General features: G+C 34.9%; 14 protein-coding genes. 9 read left to right on the top strand and 5 right to left on the bottom strand.

Annotated elements, in window-relative coordinates; genetic code table 11:
- Positions 1 to 137 precede the first annotated feature (137 nt).
- Positions 138 to 788: a hypothetical protein gene (locus ACKXGU_RS01965; RefSeq protein WP_463466407.1), complete on the top strand. Its 651-nt coding sequence runs from the start codon at positions 138 to 140 to the stop codon at positions 786 to 788.
- Between the two features lie 151 nt (positions 789 to 939).
- Here the strand turns inward: ACKXGU_RS01965 and ACKXGU_RS01960 are convergent, their stop codons facing one another.
- Positions 940 to 1,656, bottom strand: a complete 717-nt coding sequence (locus ACKXGU_RS01960; protein ID WP_463466406.1) for a LytR/AlgR family response regulator transcription factor — start codon at positions 1,654 to 1,656, stop codon at positions 940 to 942.
- The gene (locus ACKXGU_RS01955; protein WP_463466405.1) at positions 1,657 to 2,709 is read right to left on the bottom strand and encodes a sensor histidine kinase; all 1,053 of its coding nucleotides are present in this window, start codon (positions 2,707 to 2,709) and stop codon (positions 1,657 to 1,659) included.
- 215 nt (positions 2,710 to 2,924) lie between these two features.
- Between ACKXGU_RS01955 and ACKXGU_RS01950 the strand changes: the two genes are divergently transcribed.
- The 3 genes from ACKXGU_RS01950 (at position 2,925) to ACKXGU_RS01940 (ending at position 6,302) form a co-directional block, all read left to right on the top strand.
- The gene (locus ACKXGU_RS01950) at positions 2,925 to 3,281 is read left to right on the top strand and encodes a MotA/TolQ/ExbB proton channel family protein (protein ID WP_243398925.1); all 357 of its coding nucleotides are present in this window, start codon (positions 2,925 to 2,927) and stop codon (positions 3,279 to 3,281) included.
- Positions 3,281 to 4,531, top strand: a complete 1,251-nt coding sequence (locus tag ACKXGU_RS01945; protein WP_463466404.1) for an alpha/beta hydrolase-fold protein — start codon at positions 3,281 to 3,283, stop codon at positions 4,529 to 4,531. Before ACKXGU_RS01950 ends, ACKXGU_RS01945 begins: the two co-directional genes overlap by 1 nt.
- A gap of 355 nt (positions 4,532 to 4,886) precedes the next feature.
- Positions 4,887 to 6,302 (top strand): SDR family oxidoreductase, encoded by a 1,416-nt coding sequence (locus ACKXGU_RS01940; RefSeq protein ID WP_463466403.1) that lies wholly within the window; start codon positions 4,887 to 4,889, stop codon positions 6,300 to 6,302.
- A gap of 63 nt (positions 6,303 to 6,365) precedes the next feature.
- On the opposite strand, the gene ACKXGU_RS01935 is transcribed toward ACKXGU_RS01940, so the two are convergent.
- The 3 genes from ACKXGU_RS01935 to ACKXGU_RS01925 all read right to left on the bottom strand — a co-directional run bounded on the left by ACKXGU_RS01935 (position 6,366) and on the right by ACKXGU_RS01925 (position 11,824).
- Positions 6,366 to 6,677, bottom strand: a complete 312-nt coding sequence (locus tag ACKXGU_RS01935; protein ID WP_463466402.1) for a GIY-YIG nuclease family protein — start codon at positions 6,675 to 6,677, stop codon at positions 6,366 to 6,368.
- Positions 6,678 to 6,901: 224 nt separating this feature from the next.
- Positions 6,902 to 8,266: a DEAD/DEAH box helicase gene (locus ACKXGU_RS01930; protein ID WP_463466401.1), complete on the bottom strand. Its 1,365-nt coding sequence runs from the start codon at positions 8,264 to 8,266 to the stop codon at positions 6,902 to 6,904.
- Between the two features lie 27 nt (positions 8,267 to 8,293).
- On the bottom strand, positions 8,294 to 11,824 hold the full coding sequence (locus ACKXGU_RS01925) for a TraB/GumN family protein (RefSeq protein WP_463466400.1): 3,531 nt from the start codon (positions 11,822 to 11,824) through the stop codon (positions 8,294 to 8,296).
- 94 nt (positions 11,825 to 11,918) lie between these two features.
- Between ACKXGU_RS01925 and pabB the strand changes: the two genes are divergently transcribed.
- The 5 genes from pabB (at position 11,919) to ACKXGU_RS01900 (ending at position 21,831) form a co-directional block, all read left to right on the top strand.
- Complete coding sequence (gene pabB / locus ACKXGU_RS01920) at positions 11,919 to 13,211, top strand: aminodeoxychorismate synthase component I (RefSeq protein ID WP_463466399.1); 1,293 nt, start codon at positions 11,919 to 11,921, stop codon at positions 13,209 to 13,211.
- 75 nt (positions 13,212 to 13,286) lie between these two features.
- Complete coding sequence (gene tilS, locus ACKXGU_RS01915; RefSeq protein ID WP_463466398.1) at positions 13,287 to 14,549, top strand: tRNA lysidine(34) synthetase TilS; 1,263 nt, start codon at positions 13,287 to 13,289, stop codon at positions 14,547 to 14,549.
- Positions 14,539 to 16,533 (top strand): protein-disulfide reductase DsbD family protein, encoded by a 1,995-nt coding sequence (locus ACKXGU_RS01910; RefSeq protein WP_463466397.1) that lies wholly within the window; start codon positions 14,539 to 14,541, stop codon positions 16,531 to 16,533. The genes tilS and ACKXGU_RS01910 overlap by 11 nt, the downstream gene beginning before the upstream one ends.
- Before the next feature lie 78 nt (positions 16,534 to 16,611).
- Complete coding sequence (gene ade, locus ACKXGU_RS01905; protein WP_463466396.1) at positions 16,612 to 18,234, top strand: adenine deaminase; 1,623 nt, start codon at positions 16,612 to 16,614, stop codon at positions 18,232 to 18,234.
- Positions 18,235 to 18,288: 54 nt separating this feature from the next.
- Positions 18,289 to 21,831 (top strand): T9SS type A sorting domain-containing protein, encoded by a 3,543-nt coding sequence (locus tag ACKXGU_RS01900; RefSeq protein ID WP_463466395.1) that lies wholly within the window; start codon positions 18,289 to 18,291, stop codon positions 21,829 to 21,831.
- The last annotated feature ends 34 nt before the right edge of the window (positions 21,832 to 21,865 follow it).

The following is a 21,865-nucleotide window of genomic DNA, read 5'->3' as shown; positions in this document are numbered from 1 at the left end:
ATCTAGAAAAGCGAACCATTTGGTTCGCTTTTTTTGTTTACAACTGTCTATAACTTGAATAGTGATTCATTAAATAAAATTTTAACTTCGTTCAAAGATTAAAGCGATTTTATATCAAGTCGTTATAACCAATTTAAATGAACATAAGAAAGTTTATATTCGTTTTTGTAATAATTTGGACTTCTACCAATACATTTTCTAGAAATACAGTTGATTTGAGACCGAATCAAACTATAACCTTTAAAGACTCTGTTCTTACAGTAGTATTAGATGGTTTTAAAATAGATTTTAAACATTCGGGCGAACTTGAGTTGAAACGAAAATCAAAAGACACACTATTTTTGTTCAACTTTTCAGATGCCGATTTAACTAGTATAATTGTATCTGGAAAAGATAATGAATGGAAAATATTTCAACAGTATAAAACACAGTTGTTTATACAATTTGATGGCAAGGCATTTGAAATGAATAATTGGAAATGTCACTTATCTCCTTGGATTCAAATTTGGTTTGATTCAGATGGTAAAAATGTAAAGTCATATAGTGATTTTGACCGTGAATATTTTCCGATATTTACTATTGATGAGTTGCTTGAGGGTATTGAAACAAACAGATTTAATTTTTCAGACTATTGGACAGATTATATGTTACAGGCATTTGGCAAAAATGATAAAGACACCTCTAAAGAACCTTATTATTCTGTTGTGATTTCCGAAAGTCATTTTAAGTTAGTAAGAGCAAATGGACAGACAATTTATATCGTTATTGAACATGCGGTTGGATGTTAAACAGGCTGCAATAACATTTAATTCAATGCCAGCCTGATAATCGAGAAGAATGAAATAGCATCACTTTATCGAGATACTAATTGACTAAACGCAGCAGCAAAAACAGACTATGAATAGCGCCAGGTCGATAAACAGAACTTTAGTCCCGGTGTTAATACCGCTCCAAAACTTCAAGGGCTTCCTTTTTATAACTTCTGCTAATGGTTAAGGCTTTGCCTTGAATCATAACATGCTCATAGGTAAAGGAGGTGATGTGTGCTATAGACACAATGAACGATCGGTGTATCCGTAAAAATTGATTGCTGGGTAACTTGGCTTCAATAGCACTAATGGTTTCCCGAGTGACTATGGTTTCGTTCTCAAGATGGATTTTTATATAGTCGCTGTAGCTTTCAACGTAGACAATCGCGTTAAAATCAATTTTAATCATGCGTCTATCGGAACGTACAAACATAAATTGGTTGGTTTCCAGTTGGGAAGCTGTTTCAGATGTTACATTGGAGTACACATTAAAGTAGGTGTTGACCGCTTTTAACAGCCGCTCAAACGCTATGGGTTTTAACAGGTAATCCACGGCCTGCAATTCAAATCCTTCCACAGCATAATCACGATAAGCGGTTGTAAAAATAATTTTGATGTCCTTGTTTATGGATTTGGCAAATGAAATTCCAGACACATCAGGCATGTTGATATCTAAAAAGATCAAATCTACTTTATGGGCATTGATAATTTTAAAGGCTTCCATCGCACTGCTGCAACTGGCCAATACGGTAATGTTGTCAATCTTGCTTAAATGCGTTGCAATGACTTCTCTGGCGATACTTTCGTCGTCAACAATCAGGCAGGTTATGTTGTTTTGATTTTGCAACTAGTTATTTTTTAAGGTTAAATAGACTTTAAAGGTGTTTTCTGTATTTGAAATATTTAAGTCGTATTGATTTTTATACAAGAGATCCAGTCGCTTTTGGATATTCTGTAGGCCAATACCACTATTTGTATTTTCGGATGGTATACTGGTATTTTCAATTGAAAAATGAATGGTATTATCGGTTGTTTCAATGCGGATTTCAATATTGAGTTTTCCATTTTTCAGACTACCGTGCTTAAAGCTGTTTTCTACAAAAGGTAATAGGAGCATGGGAGCCAGTTTCGCATCTGGTGAAATATTATGGGCGTTCAATGAGACGCTTAAGGTATCATGAAACCGCATGTTTTCCAAGGCAATATAATCTTTCATGTGTTCTATTTCTTCAGTTAAAAGTACAAACGGTTTATCGACCTGGTACAATAAATAATCCAATAAGTTGGAGAGTTTCAATATCATTTCAGGGGTTTCGTCAGCTTTTTTTAAAGCAAAACCATACATGGTATTGAGGGTATTGAACAAAAAATGCGGATGGATCTGCATTTTTAAATAGTTCAGTTCTTGTTCTTTTAGCTTCAATTGGGTTTCTAGAATCTTTGTTTCCAGTTTCTTGGTCTGTTCGCTGTGCTTTAAATTAAGTTTCAACAATTTGAAGGCACTCACCAATATAACCACCAGATAAACACCTGAAGCCACCGAAATAATGTTTTTGGTAATCGGGTTCATGTTGTCATATTCAAATTGCGCCAAATAAATAAGACTAAAGAATATAGACATCATTATCAAATACCCAGAAATGATGAGTGTATACGCCGAGTAGAGAATAAATAGGGCGTATTTTTTGAGTATTAAGTATTCCGGAATCAACTTATAAATGGAAATATAGGTTGTGGCTATGGTTACAGGCATTAAAAAGACAGAAAACAATAAGGTGTCTTCGAAACTCTCTTCTTTGGATGAAAAAAAGTTGGTAAAAAACAATAGCACCAAACACCAAAACACGAGATGGGTGAGCATACGAAAGCTTAATTTTAAAATAGCTCTTTTTGTAAACATGCTTATTAATTACAATACAATAATACCATATTTTTAAGGTGTTTTTTATATTTTGTAGACAAACAACCAGATTAGCACGGGTTTTGACAATTTGGTCATATCCTTTGCTAATTCAGTCATTCGTCGCTTTTCATGATTTTCAGTCTATCAAAGGAATATGTTTGTATTATGTTTAACATAAAAACTAACGTATGATATTTTCAACAATTTTTTTAATGAGTCTCTTCGATGAAGGTGGACCATTAATGATGTCCCTAATTTTAATTTGTCTGATACTATCCGTAATCTTTTTGATTAGAGGTTTTGTATCGGTTAAATCTAATCAAAACCTATCCAAACGCATGCTGCAATTGGCTTCAGATGCCAGTTTACTGGGAATGGTAATTGGTTTTTTTGCCTCAATTTTGGGCTTGGTTTCAGCTTTTGATTCTGTTGAGGCTATGGGAAATGCCGAACCTGCCATGTTTGCTGGCGGATTAAAAGTGTCTTTAATCACATCGCTTTTCGGGTTATTGACATTTATTATTGGCAGAATAGGTATTCTTATTTTAAAAGCTTTACATAAAGATTAATGAAGATCACAATCAAAAAACGAACAACTGTTTTAGTGTTGCTCTTGAGTATGTGTTTTGGCGCTATGAAAGCTCAAACAAATGCGTATTTAAGTCAAGTAGGGAAAAAGGATAGTCTGTATTCTCAAGTGCTTAAAGAATCCAGAACGATTTATGTGCAGCTTCCAGAAAGTTATCATGCCAATCCCAATCAAAAATATCCGGTTGCCTTTATATTGGATGGCGAAGTATTTTTGCCCACATTAACCGATGTCCATCAGTATTATTCTGGAGGGTTTATGTCCGAAATGGTTTTGGTGGGTATTTCAAATGCTAATAACAGAACACGTGATTTAACCACTTCAAAAATCACCGAAATGTATGGCATGCCATACAAAGTAGAACATGGTGAAGCCGAAAACTTTTTGAAATTTATTGAAACCGAATTGATTCCCTATGTTGAAGCAACCTACCGAGTAACGAATTACAGAACCTTGATAGGGCACTCGTATGGTGGTTTGTTTACAGTTTACAGTTTGGTGCATCAACCGCAATTGTTTGCCAATTATTTAGCCATAGATCCCAGTTTGGATTGGGATGATCAAAAATTGATTAAACAGGCGAAAGCCATTTTGCCTCAAAAGGATTTGAGTAATAAGGCTTTATTTATGTCTTTGAATGGCCAATTGAATATGCTGGACGAAACGGTTACTATCAACAATGTCATGGAAGACACCTCTGATTTTACCATTTTTGCGCGTTCCAATGTGGAATTCAAGCAGTTTATTCAGGAGAGTAAGCAAAATAATCTACAGTTTACTTGGCAATTTTATCCGAAGGAAATTCACGGTACCATTCCGCAACCTTCCATCAAGGATGGACTGATAGCGTTGTTTGAATGGTTTCAAATGGAAAACACTTATGCCATCAATAATCCTGAAACACCAATTGAAATACTGGAAGGCATTATTCAGCATCGGGCAGATAAACTGGAAAGTCATTTTGGGTATGCTGTACCGCCATATCCTGAAGAACTCTTGAATATGTCTGGTTATATGAACATGGATATGGGGCAGTTAGACAAATCCAAAATGTATTTTTCAAACGCCATTAAATATTATCCTAACAGTGCCAATGCGTATGATTCCATGGCAGATTATTACGAATCCCAAAAGGATTATACCAATGCTTTAAAGTACGTGACCAAGGCTTATGAAATAAGTGGTTCGGAATATCATAAGGAAAGAATTGAAAAATTAAAAAAGTTGTAATACAAGCAATTTTTGAAAAACAAAAAACGACTGAAATAGTCGTTTTTTTTATACTCCTCTGTTTTACAATATGTTAATAGAAGTGTTCAAATCTTTTTTATATAGGCTCGATTAAATTTTGGCATCTAACAAAAATTAAAGATATTAGACACTGATTAATAGTGCAGCTGCGAATAATCAAGTTGACGTTCAGAGCGAACTTATGTATGGTAATAAGTTATTGTTAGGAAGGTTTTGAAGACTAACGAGATTATTTGCGAATCCCTTGCCGCTAGGCGAGGGATTTTTTTATTCCAACAAGCCGTTTTCTTAATTGTTTTGAGAGGCTTATCTTTATAGTTCACAAAACAGATGAATGACAGTATTATTAACCGGAGCGACAGGATACATAGGTAAAAGACTATTACCTGTATTATGTGATTTAGGGTATCATGTGGTTTGTGGTGTGCGTGATGTGAGTCGATTTAATCCACCTGATTTCTTAAAGGAACAAATTACCACCATCCATTTAGATCTGCTAAATGAAGAAACACTAAAGAATATACCCCATGATATTCAAGGGGCTTATTATTTGGTGCATTCCATGTCTGCTTCAGAAGACTATGAGGAACTGGAATCTCAATCTGCTCGTAATTTTAATAAAGCAATCGCCAATACAAATATCAAGCATGTTATTTATTTGACTGGAATCGTTAATGAGAATCATTTATCAAAACATCTGGCTTCCAGAAAACGGGTAGAAGAAATATTAAGTGAAGGTAAAGGTTATTTTACCGCCATAAGAGCAGGCATCATTATTGGTTCAGGTAGCGCCTCGTTTGAGATTATCAGAGATTTGGTTGAAAAACTTCCCATTATGATCACACCACGTTGGCTTAATACCAAATGTCAACCAATTGGTATTTTCAACGTCATTCAGTTTTTATCGAAGTCTTTGTTTAATGAACAAACCTACAATCAGAGTTTTGATATTGGAGGTCCTGATGTCCTGACGTATAAAGAAATGCTGCTTGAGTTCGCCAGAGTAAGAGGTTTGAAACGCTATATCTTTACGATTCCAGTGATGACACCAAGACTATCATCCTATTGGTTGTATTTTGTCACATCCACTTCATACAGATTAGCGGTTGCATTGGTGAACAGTATGAAGATTGAGGTTGTTTGTAAAGACGATCGATTGAGTAAGTTGTTGGACATTCAAACCCTGGGTTATACCGAATGTTTACAACGAACATTCAGTAAAATTGAAAATAGTGAAATCATATCGAGTTGGAAAGATGCCTATGTGAGTAGTGGTATGGAGTATAATATTTCTCATTATATTCAAGTACCAACTTTTGGTTGTTTTGTAGATAAACGTGAAAAAGTGTTTGCGAATCGCACAGAAACTTTGGAACGAATTTGGAGCATTGGCGGCGAAACAGGATGGTATTATGGTAATTGGCTGTGGCAAATTCGTGGCTATTTGGATAAATTGGCTGGCGGTGTAGGGTTAAGACGCGGAAGAACCAATGTACATACTTTGAATGTGGGTGATGCGCTGGATTTTTGGCGTGTGCTTTATGCAAACAAAGAAGAAGGCAGGCTTTTACTTTTTGCGGAGATGAAATTACCGGGTGAGGCCTGGCTGGAATTTAAAGTTCAGGATAATAAAATTATCCAAACGGCTACTTTTAGGCCTTTAGGTATTAATGGCCGTTTATACTGGTATAGTGTTTGGCCTTTTCATGGTTTTATTTTTAAAGGCATGCTCGAGAAATTGGCCAGTTAATAACCTACTTCCGTTTTTTACGTTTATTGTCATTCCTGCGCAGGCAGGAATCCAGTTTTTTCCTCAATCAATTAAATAAAGCCAGTCTTTTGATAAATCATCCCATTCTGGATTATCCTCTTCAATGATATTTATTTTCCACTGTCGTTTCCACTTTTTTAGATTCTTTTCACGCTTAATAGCATCATTTACATATTGAAAGGTTTCAAAGTAAATTAATTTGTCCAGACCATACCTTTTGGTGAAGCCTTCAACCAGTTTGTTTTTGTGTTCAAACATGCGTCTCTCCAAATCGTTAGTCACACCTATGTATAAGGTACCTTTGTATTTATTGGAAAGGATGTATAGGTAGTATTGATGGGTATTTCGGTGCATGTATCTAAATTAAGGGATTTTAGAATAATGGATTCCTGCCTTCGCAGGAATGACAAAACCACTGCTATTGTCTTTGAAGGAAAGACAAGAAGTGGATATAGTTAAATGTTTAATACTTGTTGATTAGCAATGTTGAATCTCTGGATTAGTTCCGCTGAATCTTCGATTTTCTGCTTTCGTAGAAATGACAATACTAGTGTTATTGCCTTCGCAGGAACGACAAATTACTTCCGTTTTTTTCGTTTATTGTAATTCTTATCCCCTCTGGTTTTAGGCTTTTTGTACTTTTTAGCAATTTCTCGTTTGTATGAGCCACCCAAATTCACCTTTTTATTTTTGTCCTTCTTTTCATGAAATGCAGGACCAACTTCCTCGTCATGATTGCGTTTCAAAGGATTGTTGCGTTCTTTAATTTGAGGTCGTTCTTCTTCTATTAATTCAGTTGAAATAGTAACGTCTTCAGGAAAGGGAATTTCAGGAATATGCATATTCATTAACGACTCAATACGTTCAACAGCTTCATTTTCCTTTTCGGTATGAAATAATAAAGCATTTCCTTTTCGCTCGGCACGACCAGTTCTACCAATACGATGCATGTAGTTTTCAGGATAAATAGGTGTATCAAAATTGATAACATGCGAAATGTTATCAATATCCAGACCACGAGCCATGACATCGGTTGCCACCAAAATGCGATGTTCACCTTCCTGAAACTGTTCAATACTGCGCAAACGATAATTTTGGGTTTTGTTGGAGTGAATGACACAGATTTCATTGTGAAAAACGTCTTCCAAAGCCTCAAAAAGACGGTCGGCCATTTTCTTGTAGGCTACAAATACCAAAACTTTATGATAGGTCTCACTTTCTTTTAACAAATGAACCAATAAGTTTAGCTTGGTATAGAAATTTGGAACAGCGTATTTTGTTTGAGAAATATTTTCCAATGGTGTCCCTGAAACCGCAATGGATACACGTTGCGGAGCGATGAAAAAATCAGTGATTAAGTTATCCACATCTTCGGTCATGGTAGCCGAAAACATAATATTCTGTCTACGTTCGGGAAGGATATCAAATATATTGATAAGCTGATGTCTAAAGCCTAAATCCAGCATGACATCCACTTCGTCAATCACTAATTTCTGAATGGATTTCAATTGTAACACGCGACTAACAGCTAAATCGTATAATCTACCAGGTGTAGCCACAATAATGTCCAGACCTTGTGCGACGGCCTGCTTTTGAGTGTTGATGTTGACACCACCATAAACCCCTAGAATTCTGACATTGATATATTTGGCCAGTTTTTCGGCTTCCTCAACCACCTGAACAACCAATTCTCTGGTGGGAACCAAAATCAATACTCTTGGATTATCTTGTCTCGAAAATTTTAAATTCCGCAGAATAGGCAATAAATAGGCAAAGGTTTTCCCAGTTCCCGTTTGGGCAATCCCAACCACGTCTTTACCTGAAGCCACAATATTAAATGCTTGTTCTTGAATAGGTGTAGGAGTAATGAAACCCAAATCATCAAGCGCATTATATAAAGGTGTGTTTAGCTTGAGGTCCTGAAAAGTTGTTGGTTGTTCCATAGTGCAAAAATAGGCTTATAAATACAATTAATAGCCATATTCTTCCAAATCTGGAATTAGTTGCATTCCTTGCGTTCTCCAATCGTCTTCCAAAGTATCCCAATTGCTATAGGCTTCCGGGAATTTAAGTGGGTCGTTTTGAGAAACTGGCACAACGGGACCTACAATGCCAATATAATTTTCGGTTTCGTTATTTTCTTCTTCATCATGATTGAAAGAGAAAATGAAATAATCCTTGTTATCTTCTGTAATGGTTCCAAGGTAATTAATATTTTCAGCAGCGTAATCGTCACTGGTGTAGTTATACAAAACATTTTCTGAAATCGATTTTAAATCAAGATAGGTTTCAGGAACTTCTTCTAATCTTTGAGCTTTATGAAGTGCTTTAACAATTTCTAATCGATGGTATTTGTTTTCTAAATAAGCATTCACCAAAGTATCTGCAACAGGCAAATGACGTTCAATTCGAAATTCAATGGCATCAGAAATGAGCCACTCGTTACTATCATCGGTAATGATTTTTTGAGTGAATGCGTCTGCTGTTTTTTCTTGATTTTCAATTTCTCGGAATAAGCCACTATAAGCAAACATCAGGGCATTGTAAGTATAATCGTAGTCATCGGATTCACTATTTGTGAGGTAGGTTGTTAAATCATCCATTGCATATTCAGAAAGTGGTTCAAAAGCGTCAATGACCACTTGATTGTTGATGGTTGAGTCTTGAATAATTCCGGATGAGATATTTAAGATGTCTCGTCTAAATTTATGATTCGGCATCAAGGTTAATAATTTATTGAAGTTTTCAGCCGAGTAAGACAGCGAATCTTTAAAAGGACGTAAGGTACTCCAATCATATGTTTCTGTGTCTTTTGGAGGATTATTGAACAACAATTCTTTGTAAATCATCAAGCCTTTTTCGCTCGGTAAACTTGGAATTGTAACCAGAATGTTGGTTTTTAATTCGTCATTGGCCTGTGGATTTTCGTAGGCTGACTTGAGAACATCCAGCGTGTTTTTATTGTTCAAATTCTCAAAAACAGCTACCAATTGATTTTTAATTTGATTGTTTTTTAAGCTATCTGAATAGGAAACAGCCATTGCTTTATGGAGGTTTTTTAAATCAGTTTCTTCAAAATCATAATAGGTGAGTGCTCCAAAGGCTCTTTGATACGTAATACTGTCTTTAGACGTTAAATCCTTGAGGATCAAATTGGTTTTTGATGAAAACACATCAAATGGTCTAGGGTTTGGCTTGGCAACTTTAAATGAATTGAATAGATTGTTAGTAACGTCATTATTAATTTCTTCCTTACCTACATGCGCAGCAATCATAAAGAAATATTTATCATAAAGCCAAAAACGATATCTAGTTTCAATTTGAGTTGATTTATTCATAACATAAAATTCCACCCCTTCATTATTGTCAATCTTTACGGTTTCTTCCTTAACAATGGTATCATTCCATCCAGATAGGTAGTCTTTATGAGTATCATAAAATTCTCTTTTAGATTTTACTTTAAAGTAATCTTGAATATCGCTGTAACTAAAGAGATAAACACCACCCGATTTTGGATTTTTTGTATAATAGTCAAAAGAATTTTTAAGATAGGTGTCATCGTAATCGACTGTGTCAACTATTTTTCTATTTTTTTCAAAAAATTGAAATTCAAAGGGCGTTCCTTCCGGCTTTACCGTTGTTAAGGTATTAGGTTCATCATAGTCTTCAAATTTAAAACTGTTGAAAAACATGTTGTCCGGACTTACCTTATCGTTTTCATTTAGTTTTTGGTACATAATGAGATACATGCGATTACCTCTGTAATACACGCGACAGATAGTATGATATTTTTCCTGTATTAAAAGTTCATATTCTCGGCCTTCATAACCATCAAGATAAATGGTTTTTTCCTCGGCCAGTATTGTGGCTTTCGTTTCAAGGCTGCTTTTAATTTCGTCAAAACCATCTTGGAAGTTATCCATATAAAACCCAATTGGATGGTCATTATAACGAATGATAAAATTGCTTCCAGAATCCAGATCAGTTGACAGGAACATTGACAACTGGTAAGGTTCGCCGTCTGGCTCATGGGGATTGGCGTGTTCACGCGACATATTCTTTGGTTCGGTTGGCAACATGACGGAAAAGGCACCTATTTTATCTTTATGAAGAACCCAGGGTGCTTTTTGAACGGTTTTTGGCTCGCGCGTTTCAAACGATTCAAAAAAGCGTTTGATAGATTTGTTTGATTCTATACTCGGAGCATTGGAGTGCGCACCTTGAAAATACATCATTTTATTTTTAATTAAAATATGGAAGATCATGATGTTATTGTCATCCATATCTATTTTGGCTATGTATTTAATGCCTTCATCAATAGTAATTTCATCAAGACTGATAAGGGATCCTTTGTAGCTGGTTGTAATCGTATTGGCGAATTTTTTTATCAGTTCATGATAGTCCACGTCTTCCTTTTGAAAGGAGAGATTGATACCACTGAACAAGTAAAAGATATCGTCATGTAATCCTTTGTACATATGAATGGTGAATCCCGGGAAATCCTCACTGAAATTAGGTTCGTTTGGAATAGCTATACTATAACCCAATTCATCGTCAGTAAAAGTATACCAGTTCATTTTAGATTCATCTATAACGTAGGAATCTGCAATACCAGTAAAATGAGCTTCAACGGGTGTTACCTGATAACCTTCTTTCTTGAGCAAGGCAATAATACCGTTTTCTCCAGGTAAATGTGCCGCACCAACTGCCGAGAACAGACTGTTTTTTTTGGTAATATTCATGATGCTATTAACCATAACCTGATTTCGCTTAGTTAATTCCATATCATAACCGTCATAGGTCCTAATCATAGAATCAATGGCTTGGATGTTTCCGCGATAGTAAATTTCGGTCAGTTTTTCAAGCTCATGATTGATGTCTTCCAGATTATCCTCAATTTGTTCCATGACATACAATCGCTGTTTTTTTGGCGATAGGTTTTCAAAATAATTGAGCTGATCATACAGGTCTTCAAGTCCAGTAATGGATTTTTGCATAGTTCTGGCTTGATTATAGAGGTACAAATCAACAAAAGTAGATTTATCATTTTCGTTTTCGGCATCTGGTATCAAGAGCGCCAATATGGTATTCGGGTCCCGTAATTCTGAGTCCTCAAAAGAAAAATCATTGATTTCTTTAAACCGGTCAACCAAGAGCTGATATTCATCGTCAGAGAGAATACTCTTAAAAACATCTTTAGGGTCTTTTTCAACCACTTTGTTGGTCATAGCAACCATCAGTGAATCAGGGTTTATCTCCAACGCAAACATATCAACCTCTTCAATTGCGGGCATAACGGCATCACTGAAATTAAACGCTCTTGCATCATCAATATGCATGGTTCCAAACAAATAGGAGGGTTTGGTCAGGTTCTTTCCTTCAATTTTCCAGAGTAGATTGTAATTTGATTGTGTCTGTGATTGACAAAATGAAATAAAAAATAAAAAAACGACCCAAAAGACGTTTTGATATAATGAAGTTGCGTTAGATTTTGATAGCATAAATTGAAATGTAAACAGGACTAGATAATTTTTTTAAAAACAGCTAAATTAGATAGTTTCTTAATAAATTTGACAATCAAACCCAAGGAGCAAGTTGCGAACATTAAAAAAACTATCATTAGAAAATATTGAACAATATAAACAAAAATTGTTGGTTTGGAGTCAACAGTTTTCTGAAGTTGTTTGGATGGATTCTAATGCTTATAATCAGAAATATTCTAGCTATGATGCTGTATTGGCAGTAGATACTTTTACATGTGTCCAAACAGACTTCCATAGTGCATTCACGAAACTAAAAGAATATCAAAGCACGACTAAAGACTGGCTTTTTGGTTATTTAAGTTATGATTTAAAAAATGATATTGAAGATTTAAAGTCCGAGAATTTTGATGGCTTACAGTTTCCAGATTTATTTTTTATGCAACCCAAAAAGTTGTTTTTAATTAAAGGTAATGAGTTGGAAATTCAATATTTAAAAAGTGTTGATGATGAATTGGAAGCCGATATGAATATGATTGAATCCACGTCATTAGAATTGGACTATTCTGTTGAAGAACCTATAAAAATCAAATTACGTGTTCACAAGGATGATTATTTTAATAAACTTCACAGCATGTTGGCACATATTCATCGAGGCGATATTTATGAAGCCAATTTTTGTCAAGAATTTTATGCTGAATCCTCCAAAATAAAACCTTTATCAACTTATCAGAAACTCAATGATATATCGAAACCACCATTTGCTACTTTTTTAAAACTACAAGACAAGTATCTGCTTTCTGCTTCGCCGGAACGCTACTTGAAAAAGCAAGGCAATAAAATTATTTCGCAACCGATAAAGGGAACGGCTAAACGATCAACCAATAGTAATGAAGATCATAATTTACGTGAAGCTTTGTCTAAAAATGAAAAAGAGCGATCCGAGAATATTATGATTGTCGATTTAGTGCGAAACGACCTATCTAAAACGGCCACCAAAGGTAGTGTACAGGTTGAAGAACTCTGCAAGGTCTATACATTTCCTCAAGTGCATCAAATGATTTCGACAATTACTTGTGAAATTGAAGAAGATACACATCCTGTTGATGTCATTAAATCAACGTTCCCAATGGGTAGCATGACAGGTGCACCAAAAGTGTCTGCTATGAAAATTATTGAGGAACTTGAGGAAACCAAAAGAGGCCTATATTCTGGAGCAGTCGGTTATTTTGCACCTAATGGTGATTTTGATTTCAATGTGGTTATCAGAAGTATTTTATACAATGAAACTAATCAGTATGTCAGTTGTTCTGTTGGTGGTGCCATTACGGCAAAAAGCGACCCATTAAGTGAATATGAAGAATGTTTGGTAAAAGCTAAAGCCATGCGTGAGGTTTTAGAAAATTAAAGTTTATTTTTGGAGGTGCTTAATCCGTTTAAAGAACATATTCAAAACAATCTACCTTTTCTACAAAAAAGTAAGATGCTTATTGCCGTTTCTGGCGGATTGGATAGTGTGGTATTGACGCATTTATGTCATGAAATGAAATTAAATATCAGTCTGACTCATTGTAATTTTAACTTACGAGGAAATGAAAGTGATGGTGATGAAGAATTTGTTTTGAGCCTGGCAGAAGATTTGGATTTAGAAGTTTTCGTTGAAAGTTTTGATACCGAAAGTTATGCCAATGAAAATAAATTGTCTATTCAAATGGCTGCTCGCGAATTGCGTTACAACTGGTTTAATGAATTGGCTGAACAATTGCATTTTAATTATGTGTTGACTGCTCATCATGCGGATGACAACCTGGAAACTTTTCTAATCAATTCATTGCGGGGAACAGGTTTGGATGGTCTGTTAGGTATTCCAGAAGTAAATGACCTTTTTGTGCGACCATTATTGCCTTTTTCTCGGGAAGATATATTGGATTATGCCACAGCAAACAATCTAAAATGGCGAGAAGATAGTAGTAATGCCTCAACCAAATACCTTCGAAATAAATTGCGTCATGATATTGTTCCTATTTTAAAGGAGTTAAATCCACAATTGTTGCAGAGTCTATCCAAAACCCAAAATCATTTGCAGGACTCCAAAGTTATTATTGAGGATGCTATGGCTCGAATCCAAAAGAAAGTTGTTTCTATTGAAGAGGATAAAATCTTAATAGATATTAAAAAAGTTCAGAAATTATCGGATCCCAAAGTCTATTTATATGAATTACTTAAGGATTTTGATTTCACAGAATGGGATGATGTGGCTGGTATTTTAAATGGTCAATCAGGCAAGTTGGTACAATCCAGGTCACATAGGTTAATTAGGGACCGCAAGCATTTGATAGTTACCCAATTGCTGTCGGAATCAAATTTTGAGTGTATTCAAATTAATGATGAAAATGATACCGTTTTGTTACCAATGGGTAATTTGAGTTTTGAAAAGGTTGATAAGATCTCAACAAAAGACCTTTCGTCGATTTATGTTGATAAAGATTTGTTAAAATATCCGTTAACCGTAAGAAAATGGGAAAAAGGCGACTATTTTTACCCCTTTGGAATGACCGGGAAAAAGAAGTTGAGTAAATTCTTTAAAGACGAAAAATGGTCGTTACCTCAAAAAGAAGAGGCGCTGTTGTTGGTTTCCAATGACAATAAAATTATTTGGATCATTAACAGCCGCATGGATGATAGATTTAAACTAACTAATGACACGAATCAAATATTAAAAATTAGCTTCCAGAATGAAACGTAATATACTTTCTTTATTCATCGTATTATTTTCAATTTTTTCAGCACAAGCACAGATTTTGGATCCGGTTAAGTGGGAAACTAAAGTCGAAAAGTTATCTGAATCAGAATACAATTTAATTTTTGAAGCTGAAATTGAAGATCACTGGCACATGTATTCGCAAGATTTACCTGATGGTGGACCCATGCCAACCGAATTTATTTTTGACTCTATAGATACGGTCGATAATTTCAAACTTATTGGTAAAGTAATGGAAAGTCCATATATCACTGCTTTTGATAAAGTGTTTGAGATGGATTTGAACTACTTTGATTATGAAGCGACCTTTACCCAAAAAATTGAATTGATCAATCAGGATTTAAAAAACATATCGGTTGATATTGCCTTTCAGGTCTGCGATGATGAAAAATGCCTCTATCCCCAGAAAACAGTAACCTTCAAATTAAATGGCTCTGAAACATCCTTAAAAGAAATCATAAAGGAAGAACCAGAAGCGACCATTCAAGACGCCAATTCACCTATATCCAAAGCTCCAGAAACGGATTCTAAAAGTTTGTGGAGTATCTTTTTTACAGCCTTCTTTTTAGGCTTTTTGGTTTTATTGACTCCTTGTGTGTTTCCGATGATTCCAATGACTGTAAGCTTTTTTACGAAACAAAGTAAAACAAGGGGACAAGGGATTAGAAATGCACTGTTATATGGCTTTTTTATTATTGTCATTTACACCTTATTAGGTACGGCAGTTTCAGCAATGTTTGGTAGTAATGCCATGTATGAATTTTCAACCGGTGTTACGTTCAACATGATTATGTTTTTTGCTTTATTGGTTTTTGCCTTTTCATTTTTAGGGGCATTTGAAATCATGTTGCCTAACTCATGGGTTAATAAAGTAGATAGTGGTGCGAATAGAGGTGGAATTGCTGGGATTTTCTTTATGGCACTGGCATTGGCTGTTGTATCATTTTCATGTACGTTTCCTATTGCAGGAACCGCCTTGTTAGACGCAGCAACCAAAGGTGGTATTGCCCCAATTATTAGTATGTTAGGCTTTTCTTCTGCTATTGCTTTACCTTTTGCCTTATTTGCATTTTTCCCTAGTTGGTTAAATTCTTTACCAAAATCAGGTGGCTGGTTAAATACTGTGAAGGTTGTATTAGGATTTCTAGAGTTGGCCTTTGCCTTCAAATTTTTATCCATGGTCGATTTGGTATTGGAATGGCACTTTTTGGAACGCGAAGTATTTTTAGCTATTTGGATAGCCATTTTTGGAACACTAGGTCTGTATTTATTAGGAAAAATTCGATTGCCTCACGATTCGCCTGTGGAACATATTTCTGTAGGCAGACTGTGTATGGCATTGATTACCTTGGCATTTACCGTGTATATGATACCAGGTCTTTGGGGTGCTCCTCTAAAATTAATTAGTGGATTTCCGCCACCAATGAGTACCAATAGTGAATCGCCTTATGGTGTTGGGTTTATGAAAAAACAAGTTGCCAATACATCCTCCGGTAAGCATTTGGATTTACCTGAAGGAGCCCATTATGGACCACATGATATTGTAGCGTTCCATGATTATGATACGGGATTGGCCTATGCTAAAAAAGTAAACAAGCCAGTCATGTTGGATTTCACTGGAATTACTTGCGTGAATTGTAGAAAAATGGAGGAGCAGGTATGGATTGATGATCGTATTTTCAACCTCTTGAATAATGAGCTTGTATTGATTTCCTTATATGTGGATGATAGAAAAAAACTTCCTGCCAACGAACAGTATGAGTCTGAACTCACTGGGAATAAAATCATGACCTATGGTCACAAATGGTTAGAATATCAGCAGTTAAATTATAATACCAATGCCCAACCCTTATATGTTATTCAAAACACTAATGGCGATGATATTAGTAAGGCCGTGGCATATACACCAAATGTGGATGAGTATCATGATTGGTTGGTCCAAGGTGTTGAAGCTTTTAAAAGGCAATGAATTTATCTTCAGATATATAAAAGCGGGACGAGTTCTCGCTTTTTTTATGGAAAAAAAGTAGCTTTACCAAAATAGATTATGATACTTAAAGGTCAAATAGTAGACATCCCTAATAGGCACATTTTTAAAGGAGAAATTACTTTTAAAAATGGTAAAATAGCCAGCATTGTTGCAAAAGACCATAATGTCAACCATTTTATTTTACCTGGTTTTATCGATGCCCACATCCATATTGAGAGCTCCATGTTAGTGCCTAGTGAATTCGCCAGAGTTGCTGTAAAGCATGGAACAATAAGTACGGTTTCTGATCCTCATGAAATTGCCAATGTTTTGGGAATTGAAGGCGTCCAGTTTATGATTGAAAATGGTAAACAAACGCCATTTAAATTCAATTTTGGAGCGCCATCTTGTGTGCCTGCCACTAGTTTTGAATCGGCTGGAGCTACTATAGATTCAGAAGGTATCAAGGAATTAATGGCAAACCCCGATATTAAGTTTTTAGCCGAAATGATGAATTATCCGGGAGTAATTTTTGATGATGACGACGTTTTAAAAAAAATAAGCTGGGCCAAGCAGTTTAATAAACCTGTGGATGGTCATGCGCCAGGATTACGAGGTGAAGACCTAACCAAATATATTAAAGCAGGCATTTCGACAGATCATGAATGTTTCACTTACGAGGAAGGATTGGAGAAACTTCAAAAAGGCATGAAGATTTTAATCAGAGAGGGTAGTGCTGCCAAAAATTTTGAAGCTTTAATCGATTTGTTACCTGAACACTACAAAAACATAATGTTCTGTAGTGATGACAAACACCCAGACGATTTATTGTTGGGACATATTAATCTACTATGTGCCCGAGCAGCAGCAAAAGGGATAGATGTTTTTAAAGTACTTCAAGCAGCCTGTGTGAATCCTGTAAAGCATTATAATTTGGATGTTGGTCTTTTAAAAGCTGGAGACAAAGCCGATTGTATAGTTGTTGAAGACTTAAAAGACTTCAAAACTTTACAGACCTACATAGATGGCCAATTGGTTTTTGATAAAGCACAATCTAAAATTCCATCTACGCCCTTTGAGGTTCTGAATAATTTCAATACCGAAAAAAAATCTGTCAGTGATTTTAAAGTGGAATCTGCTGCTGAAAAAATCCGCGTCATTGAAGCATTGGAAGGTCAATTGATAACCAATGAACTTATTGAGAAAACCACTTCCAAAAATGGCAATTTAGTTTCCAATATTGAAAATGATGTTTTAAAGATGACGGTTGTCAATCGATATAATAATGATAAACCTGTTTTGGCTTTTATTAAAAATTTCGGATTAAAATCAGGTGCTATAGCCAGTTCGGTTGGTCATGATTCCCATAATATTATTGCTGTTGGGGTTTCTGATGAGATGATATGTAAGGCGGTAAACCAAATCATTGAAAACAAAGGTGGTATCTGTGCCGTTTCTGAATTGGATGAGCAAATAGTTCCACTTCCTGTAGCTGGAATTATGAGTGATCAAGATGCTGAAACAGTAGGCAATCAATATGCCGAATTGGATAAGATGGCTAAAAAACTTGGAAGCACGTTGTATGCGCCCTACATGACCTTGAGTTTTATGGCATTGCTGGTTATACCGTCGTTAAAATTAAGTGATAAAGGCTTGTTTGATGGGATTGCATTTCAATTTACCGATTTAGTATTGAAATAGTTACAAATTCTATTAAGGTTTCTTATATTTAAGAGAATTTTAAAAAGTCAATAAATGAAGAGAATATTATTTTTTTGTTTCTCATTATTTTTTATGTTCAATTTGTTTGGGCAAATAGGTTTTTTTCAAAAGCAAATAGCAGATAATGATTTTGGTATTGATGCTCCAAATTCCATCGCTGTATCGGATATTGATGGTGATGGAGATTTAGATGTTGTTGCAAGTTCTCGTTCTGAAGAAAAGATAGCTTGGTATAAAAATAATCACGGACAAGGAGTTTTTGGATGGCAACAAGTTATTGCAGATTATCAATCTATAGGGAGTGTTTCTGACCTACTTACTGCAGATATTGATGGTGATGGAGATATGGATTTATTATATATCATACCAAACGAAAATATAATAGGATTATTTAGAAATACCAATGGTCAAGGAGATTTTGGTGCTCAAGAAGTTATTTCTGTAACAGTTTCAGAAGTACAGTATATTGAGGTTTCTGACGTTGATGGTGATGGCGATTTGGATATTTTATGTAAGGAATTAAACTCTCTTATGTGGTATGAGAATGTCGATGGTTTAGGTAATTTTGGAGAGCCTTCTACCATTACTTCTGTTGTAACAATATCGAGACCAATTATTTCAGCTGATTTGGATAGTGATGGGGATTTAGATTTTATAACGGCGTCTTCATCTACTAGTTCTCAAATTTCTTGGTATGAAAATACTGATGGTCTTGGAGATTTTAATGAGCATTTAATACCTGATTTTGGTTTTTATGATTGGCAAGTACTTGATTTTGACAATGATGGTGATTTAGATATAATTGCTTCAAAATCAAATGCTATATACTTATTACAAAATTTAGATGGACAGGGTGATTATGAAAGTAGTCAGATTGTAAATGTTGGTACTGGTTACAACTTCAGGGAGGTCTATTTAACTGATATTGATGAAGATGGCCTTACCGACATAGTTATTACTAAGAATTTACAAGTAGGTTGGTATAGGAATTTGGATGGACAAGGTAACTTTGATAATTTTCTAGCTCTTACTTCAACAAATAGTTTCGCAACAGAAATGGTTATTGCCGATGCTGATAGCGATGCTGATATTGATATTTTTTTTGTATCCAATAACGGTGACAGGGTTGGTTGGTTTCGCAACAACCAAGAAGAGTATTGGGATTTTAATCCAATAACTTTTAGCTATGTAGGCAGTGCGGCTTACGGTACGGCAACAGATATAGATGGAGATGGTGATTTAGATATTCTTTGTTCGGGTTCAGATTTATCGTGGTATGAGAATTTAAATGGCGAAGGTGATTTTGGATTTAAGAAAAATGTAGTTGTAACTACAAATAATAATGGTATTTCATCTCTTTATTCGGAAGCAGTAGATCTTGATGGGGATGGTGATTTAGATGTTCTATCTTTAACCAGTACAAATGGTTTTATTAGATGGTATAAGAATTTAGATGGACAAGGTAATTTTGACAGTGGGCAAACAATTGAAGATGTTTATAGTACCACTAAAAATGTAAAAGCCGCCGATCTTGACGGAGATGGTGATTTAGATGTTGTTTCGGCTTCTTGGGCAAATGGTACAGTTGCTTGGTATGAAAATATGGATGGCCAAGGTGATTTTAGTGACGCACAAGTGTTGGATGCTATTTTCTCTGAAATTTGTGCTCCAGCTGATGTTGATGGTGATGGCGATATAGATATTGTTGTCGGTAGAAATTACGAGTTATTTTGGCTTGAAAATTTAGATGGTCAAGCGAATTTTGGGGATATGCAAATTCTCGCATCAGATTTGGAGTTGATAACTGATATTTCTGTTTTAGATTTTGATAATGATGGTGATGTAGATATAATATTCTCAACAAACACCACTGGCGGGTTTCAGATTGAAGATTCAATTTCTTGGTTAGAAAATCTAGATGGGCAAGGTAATTTTGGACCAGAAGTAGATTTTATCACTTCTTTAGGAGAAGAATCTTTCGATATTGCTGATGTGGATAACGATGGGGATTTAGATCTTATTGCAAGTGGTTTTAATAATACGGTCAATTTTACGGGGTGGTTTGAAAATGTAGATGGCCAAGGTAATTTCAATAATACTCGGTTAGTAATTGATGAAAGTAACACCAATCAATTTGTAAACGCTGCTGATTTTGATGGAGATGGAGATGTTGATGTTATTTCGGGAAGATTTCGAAAATTAACATTGAATGAAAACCTAGGCGTTTTAGGTAATGAGTTTAATGGTGATATCCAATTAGACCTTAATACTGATGGTTGCAACAATGAAGATCAGTCCTTAAACAATATTCAAATTATTGCGGACAATGGAGTTCAATCATTCTCAACTTTTTCTTCAAATAATCTAGGTTATCAACTTTTTGTGAATGAAGGGGAGTTTACTACTTCTGTGTCGAGTGAGTTTTCAGAATATTTTACCGTTAATCCAGTATCATATAGCTCTAATTTCGTTGGTTCTGGTAATATAGAAAATTTGAATTTTTGCGTAGAAGCAGTTGGTGCTTATAATGATCTTAAAATAACTATATATCCAATTAGAGAATTAAGACCAGGTTTTAATACAAATTACCAAATAGTATTCAACAATTCTGGGTCAACAATGTTAAGCGGGACAATTGTCTTTGATTTTGATGATACAAAACTTGACTTTGTGTCTGCGAGTGAAACAGTAAGTTCTGAAACATCAAGTTCTTTATCTTTTGATTTTGAAGATTTAATCCCATTTGAAACACGAACTATAGATTTGGAATTTAATGTATTACCTCCTCCAATTACTGAAATAGATGATATTTTAATTGCTACGGCAACTATTAATCCAGTTTCCGATGATGAAACGGAAAATGATAATACATTTGAGTTGGAACAAACAGTTATTGGCTCTTATGACCCTAATGATATAACCTGTTTAGAGGGTGACCAAATATTTATTGAAGATATAGATAAGTATTTGCATTATTTAATTCGTTTTCAAAATACAGGAACTGCAAGTGCTATTAATGTGCGTATAGAACATGAATTGGACGACAAGCTTGATTGGCAGACTATGCAGTTAGAAAGTGTTAGTCATTTAGTAGGAACAGTAATAAATGATGGGCGTAATATTGGTTTTATTTTTGATAATATAAACTTACCAGATAGTACTAATGATGAACCTAATTCACATGGTTTTATAGCTTTTAAGATAAAACCTAAACAAGATGTTGAAGTCGGTGATATTTTTAATGCCTCGGCTGATATTTATTTTGATTTTAATCCTGCAATTGTTACCAATACGGCTTCAACAGAAGTTATTGAATCATTGAGTTTAAGCGAATTTATTTCAAATAATATTATGGTATATCCAAACCCTGTAAATGAATCGTTAACTATCAAAAGTGTCAATCCAATTGATTCTATAATTTTAATAGATATTAATGGTAGGTTATTAAAACAAGTAATATTTAAATCATCAAAATTAACTCAAGAAATTGATTTGAGTAATTTATCTAAAGGTATTTATATGATTCAAATTTCTTCAAATAAAAGTGTCACAACCAAAAAACTTATCAAAAAATAGGCTTTAAGATATTCATCAAAATTAAGAATATTGT

It is taken from the genome of Hanstruepera sp. CR43 (assembly GCF_055227665.1).
The sequence above is the reverse complement of the archived record's forward strand: the minus strand, read 5'-3'. Positions and strand labels throughout refer to the sequence as shown.

Bases quoted from the DNA above. Each gene is read 5' to 3' on its own strand.
- ACKXGU_RS01965 (WP_463466407.1), top strand. From the start codon at position 138: ATGAACATAAGAAAGTTTATATTCGTTTTTGTAATAATTTGGACTTCT.
- ACKXGU_RS01955 (WP_463466405.1), bottom strand. From the start codon at position 2,709: ATGTTTACAAAAAGAGCTATTTTAAAATTAAGCTTTCGTATGCTCACC.
- ACKXGU_RS01950 (WP_243398925.1), top strand. From the start codon at position 2,925: ATGAGTCTCTTCGATGAAGGTGGACCATTAATGATGTCCCTAATTTTA.
- ACKXGU_RS01945 (WP_463466404.1), top strand. From the start codon at position 3,281: ATGAAGATCACAATCAAAAAACGAACAACTGTTTTAGTGTTGCTCTTG.
- ACKXGU_RS01940 (WP_463466403.1), top strand. From the start codon at position 4,887: ATGACAGTATTATTAACCGGAGCGACAGGATACATAGGTAAAAGACTA.
- ACKXGU_RS01935 (WP_463466402.1), bottom strand. From the start codon at position 6,677: ATGCACCGAAATACCCATCAATACTACCTATACATCCTTTCCAATAAA.
- ACKXGU_RS01930 (WP_463466401.1), bottom strand. From the start codon at position 8,266: ATGGAACAACCAACAACTTTTCAGGACCTCAAGCTAAACACACCTTTA.
- ACKXGU_RS01925 (WP_463466400.1), bottom strand. From the start codon at position 11,824: ATGCTATCAAAATCTAACGCAACTTCATTATATCAAAACGTCTTTTGG.
- tilS (WP_463466398.1), top strand. From the start codon at position 13,287: ATGCTTATTGCCGTTTCTGGCGGATTGGATAGTGTGGTATTGACGCAT.
- ACKXGU_RS01910 (WP_463466397.1), top strand. From the start codon at position 14,539: ATGAAACGTAATATACTTTCTTTATTCATCGTATTATTTTCAATTTTT.
- ade (WP_463466396.1), top strand. From the start codon at position 16,612: ATGATACTTAAAGGTCAAATAGTAGACATCCCTAATAGGCACATTTTT.
- ACKXGU_RS01900 (WP_463466395.1), top strand. From the start codon at position 18,289: ATGAAGAGAATATTATTTTTTTGTTTCTCATTATTTTTTATGTTCAAT.